At 61.7% G+C, this 14,070-nt stretch carries 9 protein-coding genes; 7 read left to right on the top strand and 2 right to left on the bottom strand.

The window, feature by feature from the left end; all coding sequences use genetic code 11:
• The first annotated feature begins 597 nt into the window (after window positions 1-597).
• From GQO94_RS19285 to GQO94_RS19255, 7 genes are read left to right on the top strand one after another with little or no spacing between them, the layout of a single operon-like run.
• Entirely contained in the window at window positions 598-1,833 is a 1,236-nt protein-coding gene (locus GQO94_RS19285) for a TolC family protein (protein ID WP_119511743.1), read from the top strand.
• Window positions 1,834-1,841: 8 nt separating this feature from the next.
• Window positions 1,842-3,338 (top strand): efflux RND transporter periplasmic adaptor subunit, encoded by a 1,497-nt coding sequence (locus GQO94_RS19280; RefSeq protein ID WP_119511744.1) that lies wholly within the window; start codon window positions 1,842-1,844, stop codon window positions 3,336-3,338.
• The gene (locus GQO94_RS19275) at window positions 3,335-6,502 is read left to right on the top strand and encodes an efflux RND transporter permease subunit (RefSeq protein ID WP_156843025.1); all 3,168 of its coding nucleotides are present in this window, start codon (window positions 3,335-3,337) and stop codon (window positions 6,500-6,502) included. Before GQO94_RS19280 ends, GQO94_RS19275 begins: the two co-directional genes overlap by 4 nt.
• The gene (locus GQO94_RS19270; RefSeq protein WP_224801918.1) at window positions 6,481-6,867 is read left to right on the top strand and encodes a copper-binding protein; all 387 of its coding nucleotides are present in this window, start codon (window positions 6,481-6,483) and stop codon (window positions 6,865-6,867) included. The genes GQO94_RS19275 and GQO94_RS19270 overlap by 22 nt, the downstream gene beginning before the upstream one ends.
• Window positions 6,868-6,925: 58 nt before the next feature.
• Window positions 6,926-8,467, top strand: a complete 1,542-nt coding sequence (locus GQO94_RS19265; protein ID WP_156843024.1) for a multicopper oxidase family protein — start codon at window positions 6,926-6,928, stop codon at window positions 8,465-8,467.
• 13 nt (window positions 8,468-8,480) lie between these two features.
• Window positions 8,481-10,820 carry a heavy metal translocating P-type ATPase gene (locus GQO94_RS19260; protein WP_156843023.1) on the top strand — a complete coding sequence of 780 codons (2,340 nt, stop codon included), beginning with the start codon at window positions 8,481-8,483 and terminating at the stop codon, window positions 10,818-10,820.
• 44 nt (window positions 10,821-10,864) lie between these two features.
• Window positions 10,865-11,341, top strand: a complete 477-nt coding sequence (locus tag GQO94_RS19255; RefSeq protein ID WP_054523304.1) for a hypothetical protein — start codon at window positions 10,865-10,867, stop codon at window positions 11,339-11,341.
• 17 nt (window positions 11,342-11,358) lie between these two features.
• On the opposite strand, the gene GQO94_RS19250 is transcribed toward GQO94_RS19255, so the two are convergent.
• Both GQO94_RS19250 and GQO94_RS19245 read right to left on the bottom strand, forming a co-directional pair.
• Window positions 11,359-13,311, bottom strand: a complete 1,953-nt coding sequence (locus GQO94_RS19250; protein WP_156843022.1) for a cytochrome c/FTR1 family iron permease — start codon at window positions 13,309-13,311, stop codon at window positions 11,359-11,361.
• A 96-nt stretch (window positions 13,312-13,407) separates the two neighbouring features.
• On the bottom strand, window positions 13,408-14,025 hold the full coding sequence (locus GQO94_RS19245; protein ID WP_010240550.1) for a cation transporter: 618 nt from the start codon (window positions 14,023-14,025) through the stop codon (window positions 13,408-13,410).
• Window positions 14,026-14,070: the final 45 nt, after the last annotated feature.

The raw sequence follows: 14,070 nt of genomic DNA, 5'->3' as shown, positions 1-14,070 counted from the left end.
AGCGGCCCGATCACTCCCCATTCCTCGTCTGTAACGCCGATCCGCTCGCCCAAGGCCGCCTCCAAAAGCCAGCCTTGAATCAGCGACCGAGTCCCCCGTCAAGCTTTGTCCACGAAGCCTAGATGATGCAGTTACTGCGCTCTCTTGGAATTTTTCTGATTGCTTGCGGACTCTTTGTCCAGTCGGCCGCTCATGCCTCGGCGGTGCCGCAAGCACCGGCGGGAAGCGAGGCGGCGTGTAACGAGATGCGCATGGAGACTGGTGCTACGACCGCTTCGGAAGACCAACCCGGACCGTGCAAAAATCTTCGCCTGGATTGCCTTGTGGCCCTCGGTTGTATCGCTCCACTGGCCATGATCACAGCCCCATCAGGCGAACGTACGAAAATTGCTGTGCGTTCGTTGTTCACCCCATTTGCCGCATATTCTTTGGCTCTCGTTGAACAAGGACCCGAGCCGCCGCCCCCGCAAGAGCAATTCTGAGTATTGCCAGGGACTGCCCTGCATACTGAAGCTGAACGAATTTTCCGTCGCGCCTAGCGATGGTCGTTTGTTCCGTCCGCGCTTATATCGCGCGCTCTAGCGGAATCTAGAAATCATGCAGAAAATTTGCTGGACCGCATTTCCGGTCCTGCTGGCTTTGGCGCCAGCTAGTTACGCGCAGTCAATCGGCTACGAGGAGGCATTGAGAGCGGCCGTTAGCGAACAGCCGCAGGTGCGAGCGCGGGAGTTGCAGCTCGAGGCACGTCGCAGCGTCGCTGATGCAGCTGACGAACTACCAGATCCTCGCCTCCGCGCTGGGATTCAGAACCTTCCGGTGGCAGGCCCGGCAGCCTTCGAGATCGACCGGCAGCTGCCCACCCAGATCCAGGTCGGTGTGGAGCAGGACATACCCAATCTCGCGGAGCGCCATGCGAGAGCGCGCATGGCAGTGGCCGATATAGATCTGGCTTCCGCGCAGTTGACCCGCGCGCAGCTCACGGCTCGGCTTGGAGCAGGCGAGGCCTGGATTTCGCTCGCGTACACCCAACAGGCTCTGAATGTTATCGATGAGGCACTTAGGCAGATCGAAAGGCTGGTGCCCTTGGCGCGGAGCGCCGTTGCGGCGGGATCGGCCAGGCCGGCTGAGAGCCTCGAAATTCGCCGTGCGGTACTGGAAGTCGAGGACATGCGGACCCGCCTAGAAGGCGACCTTGACGCGGCACGGGCCATGTTGGCGCGATATGCTGCTGTGCAAGGCGCAGTTGCCACCGGGGCTATCCCCGCGGCGGATGTCGATGCCGAGCGACTCCGGGCGACCCTAGAGCTTAATCCCGATATCATTCTCGCTATCGCACAGGTTCGACAGGCAGATGCGAGGATCGATCTTGCCCGGTCGGAGAAGCGGCCCGATTTCGGCATCAATGTCAGCTATGGCAGGCGCGATCCGATGTTCGGTGATGTCGTCTCGGTCATGGGCTCGATTACGCTCCCCATCTTTGCGGGCAGGCGGCAGAACCCGAGGATTGCCGCTGCTGAAGCCGAAGCAAGCGCAGCGCAAGCAATTCAGCTTGATCGCTTGCGCGAACTGCAAGCGCAATTCGAGGCCGACCTTGCCGCTTGGCGCAGCGCATACCGCCAGTGGCAGCGAGCCACGGAGGAGTTGCTACCCCTCGCCCAAAGCCGGGCTGATCTCGAAAGGGCCAGCTTCGCGGCAAACCGCGCCGAACTGCTGGACGTCATCGAAGCGATCAAGGCGCTGGCGCTCCTACAAATCGAGATCCTTGAGCGTGAGGAGGCGACAGTTGAAGCCGCGACGACCTTGCGACTGACCTATACGGAGTTCCAGCCATGAGAGCCAAAATGGGAGCCGCGTGGGACAAACTGTCGCCGCGCCAGAAATCCTGGACGATGGCGGCAACGGTCGCCCTGATCAGCGTCACCGCAGGATACGGGTTATCGCAGCGGGGTGAGAGCGGAAGTCAGGCAAATGGCAACGGGGGATCATCCAGCGCCGAATGTGAGGACGTGCTTTACTGGTACGATCCGATGGTGCCGGGACAGCGTTTCGACGAGCCTGGAAAATCGCCGTTCATGGATATGGAACTTGTTCCCAAATGCGCTGGCGAGGAGGCCACCTCCGGGGTTCAGATCGACGCGGGGCTTGTCCAGAACTTCGGCATCCGCACCGCCGAGGCCGAATACGGCGTACTTGAGCCGGACGTGTCCGTTACCGGTGTTCTCGCTTACAATGGGCGGGACGTTGCAATTGTCCAGCCAAGGGCTGGCGGCTTTGTACAACGAACCTATGGGCGTGCTCCAGACGATGTGGTGAGCCGAGGCGCGCCGCTGGCCGATATTCTCGTACCCGAATGGGGAGGAGCGCAGCAGGAATATCTGGCCGTCCTGAACAGCGGCGATGAACAGCTTGCACAGGCCATGCGCGAGCGGATGCGGCTGCTCGGCATGTCGAATGGGCAAATTTCATCGGTGGGCCGGACCGGCCGCGCGCAGGCGACGATCACGGTCACCGCGCCGACCGGCGGGGCCATCACCATGCTCGGCGTGCGACCCGGCATGACCGTGATGGCAGGCCAGACCCTGGCGGAAATAACCGGATTCTCGCCGATCTGGCTCGAGGCATCGGTGCCCGAAACACAAGCAGCGAATATCCGGGTCGGCCAACCTGTCAGTGCAACCCTGACCGCGTTTCCCGATGAGAGATTTTCCGGACCGATCATCGCGATCTTGCCGAGCGCACAGGATGCCAGCCGGACAATCACCGTCCGCGCACAATTGCCCAATCCTTCCGGACGGCTCAAGCCGGGCATGTTCGCGCAGGTCTCGCTGACCCCCGACACCCGGCGCGCTCTGCTGGTTCCTTCCGAAGCGGTGATCCGGACCGGGCGCCGCACCATCGTCATGATCAAGCAGGACGAGGGCGGCTTCATGCCTGCCGAAGTCCGGATCGGCCGTGAGGCGGGAGGCAGGACCGAAGTGCTGGCCGGCCTTTCGCAAGGCGAAGAGGTCGTGACCTCGGGCCAGTTCCTGCTCGATTCCGAGGCAAGCCTGGCAGGACTTGATGTTCGTGCGATCGATGAGGCAGGTCCGAACCGGGACGGTGAAGACCAACCAGTGACATTCAGCGCAATGGGGACGATCGAGAAGATTGCCGATGGCTCCGTCACGCTGCGGCACGGACCTGTCCCGCGGCTAGACTGGCCCGCCATGACGATGAGTTTCCGCACGAAGAATGCAGCGCAGATCAGCGGGTTCGAGGAAGGCGATAGAGTGCGCTTTACCTTCACCCAGCAGGACGCCGGCCCCCGTATCGAGACCATCAGGAGTGCCGGGCAATGATCGCGCGCATTATCGATGCCTCGATCGCCAATCGGCTTTTCATCGTCCTCGCCGCCATAGCTGTGACCCTTGGCGGGTTCTGGGCCGTCCGCACAACTCCGGTCGATGCTTTGCCCGATCTGTCCGATGTCCAGGTTGTCGTCCGATCCAACTATCCGGGCCAGGCGCCCCGGATTGTCGAGGACCAGGTGACCTACCCGATGGCCACGACCATGCTGTCGGTGCCGGGAGCGAAGACCGTACGCGGCTACTCGATGTTCGGCGACAGCTACGTTTATATCATTTTCGAGGACGGTACCGACCTTTACTGGGCACGGTCGCGGGTGCTCGAATATCTCAATCAGGTGCAGAACCGCCTGCCCGAGGGTGTTACGAGCACGCTCGGTCCGGATGCGACGGGCGTGGGGTGGATTTACGAATATGCGCTTGTCGATCGCACGGGCGGTCATGACCTTGCCGGGCTGCGCAGCCTGCAGGACTGGTTTCTGCGCTACGAGCTCAAGACGATCCCCGGCATTGCCGAAGTCGCGAGTGTCGGCGGTATGGTGAAACAATACCAGATCGTGCTCGAACCTTACCGGATGGCATCGTTCGGCGTCACGCATGCCGAGATCGTAAACGCCATCCAGTCGTCCAACCAGGAGGCCGGCGGTTCGATCGTCGAGATGGGTGAGGCCGAATACATGGTACGCGCGTCGGGCTATCTGACGACGCTGGACGATTTCCGCGAGATTCCCCTCAGGACTGCAACTGGCGGGGTTCCGGTTACCCTTGGCGATGTCGCCACAATCCAGGTCGGGCCGGAGCTGCGCCGCGGCATTGCCGAGCTCAACGGCGAAGGAGAGGTCGCCGGCGGCATCATCGTTCTCAGACAGGGCGCGGACGCTCGCAGCGCAATCCAGGCGGTCGAGGAAAAGCTGGACGAATTGCAGGCGAGCCTTCCCGAGGGCGTCGAGATCGTCACCACCTACGACCGATCGCAGCTTATCGACGCCTCGGTGGAGAATTTGACGACCAAGCTGATCGAGGAGTTCATCGTCGTCGCGATCGTATGCGCGCTGTTCCTCTGGCACGCACGTTCGGCACTTGTCGCCATCATCACCCTGCCTTTGGGCGTGCTCGCGGCGTTCATCGTGATGCGTTTCCAGGGGGTGAATGCCAATATCATGTCGCTGGGCGGGATCGCTATCGCGGTCGGCGCCATGGTCGATGCAGCCGTTGTGATGATCGAAAATGCGCACAAGCATCTCGAGCGATGGGAGCATGAAAATCCCGACACGGTGCTTTCGGTCAAGGAACGCTGGCGGATCATCGCCGATGCATCGAAGGAAGTGGGACCGGCGCTGTTCTTCAGCCTTCTGATCATAACCTTGTCGTTCCTGCCCGTGTTTACCCTACAAGCCCAGGAAGGCCGGTTGTTTGCACCGCTTGCCTTCACCAAGACCTATGCCATGGCGGCGGCTGCGCTGCTGTCGGTTACACTGGTTCCGGTGATGATGGGCTGGCTGATCAGGGGTAAGATACCGTCAGAAGACTCCAATTTCCTCAATCGCTGGCTGACCAGGATTTACCGACCGGGCCTTAATTGGGTGATGCGCTGGCCAAAAGCCACGCTCGCGGTTGCAGGCGCGATCTTCCTCACCACGCTGATCCCCTTCTCGCAGCTCGGCGGAGAGTTTCTCCCGCCGCTCGACGAGGGCGATCTGCTCTACATGCCGAGCGCCCTTCCCGGTCTATCGCCAGGCGAGGCCTCGGCGCTGCTGCAGCGCACCGACCGCCTCATCAAATCGGTACCGGAAGTCGAAACAGTCTTCGGCAAGGCCGGCCGTGCAGATACGGCTACCGACCCGGCTCCGCTCACCATGTTCGAGACCACGATCCGGTTCCGGCCGCGGGAGGAATGGCGCGAAGCCATGACGACTGATGCGCTGATCGAAGAGCTCGACCGGGTCGTTCAAGTGCCCGGTCTCGCCAATGTCTGGGTACCCCCTATCCGTAACCGCATCGATATGCTGGCGACCGGGATCAAGAGCCCGATCGGGGTCAAGGTTTCGGGCGAGGATCTTGCAGAGATCGAACGGGTGGCGCTCGAGGTCGAGGGTGTGGCAAAGACGATTCCCGGCGTCAGTTCGGCTCTGGCCGAGAGGCTTTCCGGCGGGCGCTACGTCGATGTCGACATCGATCGCGCCGCAGCGGCGAGATACGGCCTCAACATCTCCGATATCCAGCAGATCGTCTCGGGCGCTATTGGTGGGGCCAATGTCGCGCGGACTGTTGAAGGTCTGGCGCGCTATCCGATCAATGTGCGCTACCCCCGTGAAATTCGCGACAGCGTGGACGAATTGCGAACCTTGCCCCTCCTGACGCCGTCGGGACAACAGATTACGCTCGGCACGGTCGCACGGATCGGCGTCAGCGATGGCCCCCCCATGCTCAAGAGCGAACAGGGACGATTGACCAGCTACATCTATGTGGATGTGCGCGACCGCGATCTTACATCGGTGGTTGCCGACCTCCAAGAAGCGGTCGCCGCAAGCGTCAATCTTCCGGCGGGCGTCAGCCTGTCCTACGCGGGTCAGTTCGAGTACCTTACCCGCGCCTACGAACGGCTGCAGATCGTCGTACCCGCCACGCTCGTCATCATTTTCCTGCTGCTCTATCTGATCTTCAGAAGGTGGGACGAGGCAATGCTTATCATGGGTACGCTGCCATTCGCCCTGTCAGGCGGCTACTGGCTCCTCTATCTGATGGGCTACAACCAGTCGGTCGCAACTGCCGTCGGATTCATTGCCCTGGCAGGTGTATCGGCCGAGTTCGGCGTGATCATGCTGATCTATCTCAAGGCAGCCCTCGAGAAACGAAGTGGCGATTTGAGCGCCGAGGAAGTGGATCAGGCGATCCGCGAAGGGGCGCTCTTGCGTGTCCGACCCAAGGCGATGACCGTAGCGGTGATCCTTGCGGGTCTGTTCCCGATCTTGATCGGTACCGGAGCTGGCTCGGAGGTGATGAGCCGGATCGCGGCACCGATGATCGGCGGTATGATTACCGCGCCGCTCCTGTCCATGTTCCTGCTTCCCGCCGCCTATCTGTTGTTGCGGCGCCCCCGTCCGGAAAAACCGGCCAACCCTCAAGGAGAAGAAGAATGCGTACCCCAACCTATATGATCCTGCTCGCGGCACCGCTGGCGCTTGCAGCCTGCGACGCTGCAGACGACAGCTCAGAGACCATGATGTCAGACGACATGGCGAACTCGGACAGCATGCCCATGTCAGGCGAAATGCCGATGGCGGAGGAGACCGGCGGCGAGCAGAGCGCCAGCGCGGAGGGAACGGTTACAGCCATCGATTCCGAGGCGGGCACTGTGACCATCGAGCATGGTCCGGTCGAAAGTATCGGGTGGCCCGCGATGACCATGGCATTCGAAGCCGACGCGCAAATCCTCGAACAGGTCAGTGTCGGTGAGGGAATAGCCTTTAAATTTCGTACTGGAACCGAAGGCAGCGTCGTTACCTCGGTAACGCCGCGATAGCATGAAGGGTGGGAGGCGCTCGGTTGCGCCGGTGCCTCCCACGCAAAAACAGGTGAATATGCCCGATATCGACAGGCCCAACTTTCAGGATCGGCGCGATTTCATGAAGAGCGCCGGTCTCGCGGCGACGGGTTTCGCGGCGCTGCCGCTGCTGGGCTGCGATACGCAAAGCAGGATGTCGCTCGATCGATCAGGTGCAAGCAAACCTCTTGCCATACCTCGGCTACAGGCCGGAACGATCGAACGGGGCGAGCGTGTCTTTCGCCTCTCCCTCACACCTGGCGAGAAAGAATTCGTGTCCGACACTCCGTCTCCGACAATCGGCATCGATGCATCCTATCTCGGGCCCACCCTCGAAATGCGCCGCGGCGAACAGGTTCGCTTTCAGATCGACAACAAGCTTGCCGAGGACGCGACTGTCCACTGGCATGGTTTCGAACTTCCCGCCACAGCGGATGGCGGACCGCACCAGCTCGTGCGGCCCGGCGAGCGCTGGAGCCCGTCCTTCGAAATACGCCAGCGCGCTTCGTTATACTGGTATCATTCGCATCTGCATCGCCGGGCCGGACCACAGGTCTATACCGGACTTGCTGCCCCGATCTACGTGCGCGACGAGGAAGAGGATCGCCTCGATCTGCCGAGCCGGTACGGTGTAGATGACATACCGCTCGTCGTGCAGGATCGCGTGATCGACAGCTCGGGCCGCCTTGTTTACCCGCTCGACATGCACTCGCGGATGATGGGGGTGATGGGTGAGCGCATCTATGTGAACGGAACGGCCAATGCCGTTTTCGAGGCCGCCGCCGGTCCGCTGCGCCTGCGGCTTCTCAATGGATCGAATGCGCGGTTCTACACCTTCTCGCTCGAAGGTGATCGTCCGATGCAACTCATCGCAAGCGATGGCGGCCTGCTTGCCGCGCCAAGCGAGGTTCGCAGTCTTACCCTTGCCCCAGGCGAACGCGCACAAGTGATCGTCGATCTTTCCGAAGGGCGCCCGCTCCGGCTGATTGCCAGCAGCCCTGCTAACGCCATGGGCATGATGGGCGGGCAAGGCGGGGGTATGATGGGCGGCGGAATGATGGGAAACCGGACCGGTCGCGAGAGGCAGGGCCGCACATTTTCCATCCTCGATATGCGCCCCTCCGGCTCGTCGACTCCAGTGATGCTCCCGCCCACCCTCGCCGCGCTAGCCGCGCCAGACCCCTCGCTCGCCGTTCGCAGCCGCCGTTTCGTACTCGATATGGGCATGATGGGTCGGGGTATGTCGATCAACGGCCAGACCATGGACATGGATGTCATCAATCAGCGCGTACCGGTGGGTCAGTGGGAAATATGGGAAATCGCCAACGCATCGATGATGGCGCATCCCTTTCATATTCATAACGTGCAGTTCCGCTTGCTCGACCGGGACGGCCGGCCTCCGCGGGCGGAAGAGGCGGGCTTCAAGGACACCGTTATCGTCAACCCGCGTGAACAGGTCAGGCTGCTGCTACGGTTCGAAGAGAATACCGATCCCGACACTCCCTACATGTATCACTGTCATATCCTCGAGCACGAGGACGCAGGCATGATGGGGCAGTTCGTGGTCACGGCCAGTTAGGGGAGAACGACAGATGAGCGATGGGCACAATGCGATCGAGGGTACGGCGACCGACCCCGTTTGCGGAATGAGCGTGAAGATGGACGGCGCCCGCTTCATCGATCGACACAAGGGTGGCGACCATTACTTCTGCTCCTCGCGCTGCCTCGACAAGTTCCGCGCGGATCCGGAGATGTATCTTTCAAAGGCGCACCTCGATGCTGTCGAGGATGTCCCGGAAGGTACGATATACACCTGTCCGATGCATCCGGAGATCCGGCAGCCGGGGCCGGGCTCCTGCCCGATATGCGGGATGGCCCTCGAACCCGAAACGGTCACCTTGAACGAGGGTCCCGATCCCGAACTGGTCGACATGCGGCGAAGGTTCTGGTGGAGCGCGCTCTTCACCCTGCCGCTCTTCGCTTATGCGATGGGCGACATGATCCCGTCGCGACCGTTCGATCAGATCATCGAACCCGCTTCCGCGCAGTGGCTGCAGCTTCTGCTGGCCACTCCGGTGGTGCTTTGGGGCGGCTGGCCCTTCTTCACCCGCGCGCTGCAATCAGTCCGAACCATGAACCTCAACATGTTCACCCTGATCGGCTTCGGCGTTGCCATCGCTTATCTGTTCAGCCTTGTGGCAACCCTCGCCCCGGACATCTTTCCCGAGGCTTTCCGCGATCATGCGGGCCGGGTCGGCGTCTATTACGAGGCAGCAGCGGTTATCACGACCCTCGTGCTGCTCGGGCAGGTGCTCGAACTCAAGGCGCGCGGATCCACATCGAGCGCCTTGCGGGCGCTTCTCGAGCTCGCGCCCCCGACCGCGATGAAGATCTTCGGTCGCGGGGACGAGCGCGAAGTTCCGCTTGATGAATTGACGTCTGGGGACCTTCTGCGCGTGCGTCCGGGCGACAAGGTCCCCGTCGATGGCACGCTCGAGGATGGAAGCAGTGCCATCGACGAATCCATGATCAGTGGCGAGCCCATTCCCGTCAAGAAAAGCGCGGGCGATCAGGTAATCGGGGGCACTGTCAACCAGATCGGCAGCTTCACCATGCGCGCGACGCAGGTCGGCGCGGACACCATGCTCTCGAAGATCGTGCAGATGGTGGCGGAGGCGCAGCGCAGCCGGGCACCGATCCAGCGGCTCGCCGACCAGGTCACCGGATGGTTCGTGCCCATCGTCGTCCTTGTCGCTATCGTGAGTTTTGTCGTCTGGGCCATCTGGGGACCGGCACCGGCCCTTGCCTACGCGCTCGTCAACGCGGTCGCCGTTCTGATCATCGCCTGTCCCTGCGCGCTCGGACTGGCGACGCCAATGTCGATCATGACCGGCACCGGCAAGGGAGCCCAGCACGGCATCCTGATCAAGAACGCCGAAGCGCTCGAAACGCTGGAAAAGATCGATACGCTGGTTGTCGACAAGACCGGCACACTGACCCGGGGCAAGCCCGATCTTGTCGACGTAAAACCGCAGTCAGATTTCGACGAGCAGGAATTGCTGAGCCTTGTCGCTGCCGTTGAGAGAGGAAGCGAGCATCCGCTCGCCCACGCGATCGTGGAAGGGGCTCAAAACAGGGGCGCTGCCATTCTCGACGCTTCCGATATCGAATCCGTGACCGGCGAAGGTATCCAGGCAAATGTCGACAAGCGCCTGGTCGCGATCGGGAATGAAAAGATGATGGAGCGTATAGGGGCGCTCGAAGAAGGCTGGCGGTCAACGGCGGACGAAGGCCGAAGCCTCGGACAGACGGTGATGTTCGTGGCCGTGGACGGGGCACCGGCAGGCCTTATCGCGGTCGCCGATCCGATCAAGGCAACCAGCCGCACCGCTATTGCCGCGTTGCATGAGCGCGGCATCAAGATCGTGATGCTTACCGGCGACAGCGAAGCCACCGCGCGTGCGGTAGCAAGCCAGGTCGGTATCGACGAAGTCGAAGCGAACGTCTCGCCCGAGGACAAACATCGCAAGATCGAGCAGTTGAAGAGCGAGGGTCGCCGGGTCGCTATGGCCGGCGACGGCATAAACGACGCACCCGCGCTTGCCGCTTCGCATGTCGGCATCGCGATGGGAACGGGTACCGATGTCGCGATCGAAAGCGCGGGCGTGACATTGGTGCGCGGCGACCTCGTCGGCGTTGTTCAGGCGCTCGTCCTGTCTCGGGCCACTATGCGCAACATCAGGCAGAACCTGTTCTTTGCCTTTGCGTATAATGCGCTCGGCATACCGGTCGCAGCAGGTGTCCTCTATCCATGGACCGGGTTGCTTTTGAACCCGATGATCGCGGCCGCAGCGATGAGCCTGTCTTCGGTATCGGTGATCGGCAACGCCCTGCGCCTGCGCGGCCTCGCTCTTCCCAAATTCGATACCTGAGCGATGGGGACGGGACGGAGATCGCAGGAGTGACGAATCAGACGATGCAGGATCAGGACCAAATCTCTGAGGAATCGCGCGAATGGCGCGGTGCTCATCCAGCCCTCTGGATCGCGATATTCGGAATTCTCATCGCTTTCGCCTGGGAGATGCTCCAGCTTCCTTTCTACCAGTCGGGAGGTCTGTCGCCTGCCGAGGCAGCACGTCGCTGCGGCCTGGCCTCGTTCGGCGATGCCGGGATCATGGTGGCCGCTTATCTCGGCGCCTCTGTCGGCAGTGGTAAAACGCCGTGGCTCGTAGACTGGCCGATCTCGCGTTTTGTCGTGTTCCTGGGAATCGGCCTGGCCATTACTGCCATGGTCGAAGTGCTGGCTGTCGGTGCCGACTGGGGGTGGTCCTATAGTGCAATCATGCCGCTTGTGCCCGGGACCAAAATCGGCCTGGTACCGATCGTGATGTGGGTCGCGGTTCCCACGGCCACCTTGTGGCTCGCGCGCCGTCTCGGCACCGGACCCCGCTGATCGCAAACCGGGATCTCCTATCCCTCGACAGCTGCCGGCTGCGGTCCCGATGGTGATCGACTTACCCGAAATCCGGCAATCAGGGCCAGCAGCGTGAGCAATTGCGCGCCGATCGTCTCGACAGTCGGGAAGAAGCCGAGTTCGGCGAGGCGCGGCAAGCCGGCAATGAAAGTGGCGGAAAGAACTCCGGCCTCCTGGAAAGCGCCCACGCCCTTGCCCGCGAGAATGACCGCAAGGATCGCAATCAGGATAGCACTATAGCGGAAGAACTGGGTGATCGGCAGTTTGCGGCTGTAGCGCAGCATGGCCCAAGCAATGAGCGCCAGCAGCGCTACTGCGGACAAGGCACCTGCCAGTATGATGCCGCTGCTCTGCGGGTTCCACAGGGCAGCGTAGAACAGGATAGTCTCGAACGCTTCCCGGTAGACGACCACGAAGGCAAGACCAAAGAGAAACCATGCCGATCCGCGCGAAAGCGCCTTGCCCATTTTTTCCTGGATATAGCGCCGCCATTCCTCGGCCTGGGATTTGCCATGCATCCAGATCCCGACCGATACGAGAATGACAGCCGCAAGCAGCGCGCCGATCCCTTCGGTCATCTCGCGGCTCGCCCCGCTGATGCTTACGAAGTAGGTTGCTACGACCCAGGTGGCGACACCTGCGAAAAGAGCAGCGATCCACCCACCATGGATATAGGGCAATACCTCGGAGCGCTGCGACTTTTTCACAAAGGCGATCATGGCGATCACAACCAGAATTGCTTCGATCCCCTCGCGCAGGAGAATGGTGAACGCCCCGAGAAAGGTCGAGATTTCGCTGGCCGCCTCAGGAGCCAACGCTTCCTCGGCTCTTGCCAGCAGACTATCGATGCGAGCCCTTAGTTGCTGTAGTTCGGATGGATTCGCACCGGACTCTATTCCGGCCCGGAATTGCCCGAGCGCCTGTTCTACCTCCCGCATCAAACCGCCATCGCGCGTTGCCAGGAGGGCCTCCAGGGGTTCAAACCCGTCGAGATAGGCAGACAGGGCAAGCTGCCGCGCTTCCTCTCGGTTGCCAGCCCGATAAGCTGACAGGCTGCGATCGAGCGTATCGCGAACGAAGGCGAGCGAACCTGCGTCATTTGCCTGTCCCACCGCATCGGGATTGGCGCGAAGATAGGCCATGACGGCGAGCGCACGGTCCTCGCCGATCTGCTCGGCCAGACTTTCCGGTGTGAGCGCGGCGAGCGTCTCGAGATCGGGGACAAGCTGGCGTATGCCATCATCTTCCCGCCAAATACGCTCGCCCTTGGCCACATCTTCAAAAGCAATGCTGCCGGCATGGAATGCAAGCGCCCAGCGATCCTCGTCGGACAGCGATGCGAAGCTGGCCATGGACGTTCCTTCCAGCCCTTGCGTGATGACCTGGTAAAGCCCGAACGCACTGCGCTGCCGCGCCCGGTCGATATCGGTGAAGTCGATCGGCGGGGGATCAAGTGCCTGCATTGCGGCCGGTGGCGCACTTCCGGCGGCGCCGTGACACGAGGCGCAGTTCTGCGCGAAGAGAGTGCGGGCGCGGTCAAGGTCGGGCGCTTGCGAAGGGGCAAGCGGAACCGGGTAGGCTGTCAGCAACGAGGCTGCCAGCGCGCGCGCTAAGCGCCCAACTCGCTCGGCGGGTTCCTTATTGGCGATCAGAGCTCGCAGCTGGTCCGATCGGCGGATGAGTGCTTGATTGTCTTTAGTATCCGGCAATGCAGCGATCTGCCGCGCCACGACATCGGAAAACTCCACCATTTCGCGATATTCGAATTCGTCGGCAACACGTCCCTCGGAAACGGCGGAGGCGTAGTCGACCGCGATATAATCGAGCAGACGCCAGGTGGTTCGCACGTCGGGTTCTTCCGCGTTCGCGGTGACGGACAGACACAGCGCAAGCGCCAGCAGAATGAGCCGCAGTGCCGGATGGACGGTGGCGGAGACGATGCGATGCATGAGGGGTCTCTATATCTGTTGCAATTAATCCGCAATAGCAGGGTGTAGACGGAAATGTATTTCCTCCAACCCCCGATCGCGGGGATATTCTGGAGTTTAGGTAGAGCGCAGTTCGCCACGGGCCTGTTTGGAGACTTCGGCACTTCCCCACACCGCCAGTCCTGCCATGATGCTCGCCACAACCAGATCGGGCCACGCACGGCCGGTGCCGAAAACGCCAATCGCTGCCGCCAGCACGGCGATATTACCGATCGCGTCGTTGCGCGAACAGATCCACACCGAGCGCATGTTCGCATCGCCCGAGCGATACCGGAACAGCATCGCGGCGACGGCGAGATTTACCGCCAGAGCAAGAGAACCGATGGCGCCCATCGTTCCCGGGTCGGGCGACGCCCCGACAAAGAAACCCCAGATGGCCGAGCCGAGCACCCACAGGCCGAAAGCCAGCATGGTCGCCGCCTTTACGAGAGCCGCACGCGCGCGCCAGACGAGCGCCATCCCCGCTACACCGAGACTGATAGCATAGTTTGCCGCATCACCGAGAAAGTCGAGCGCGTCGGCCTGCAAGGCGCGCGAATCCGCAGCAATGCCTGCCACGATCTCCACGCCGAACATGATTGCATTAAGGCCCAGTGCGATCCACAGAATGCGCCGCCATGTCGGATCGTTGTTGTTTGCACCGGCCTCATCGGGGCCGCAGCAGGTCTTTCCCATTTACTCGACTCCTTGCGTCGATCCGCCCTATGCACCTTGTAGTAA

It is taken from the genome of Novosphingobium aquimarinum (assembly GCF_009746585.1).
Classification (GTDB): domain Bacteria; phylum Pseudomonadota; class Alphaproteobacteria; order Sphingomonadales; family Sphingomonadaceae; genus Novosphingobium; species Novosphingobium aquimarinum.
Note: the sequence above shows the minus strand (reverse complement) of the source record. Positions and strands in the feature narration are given on the sequence as shown.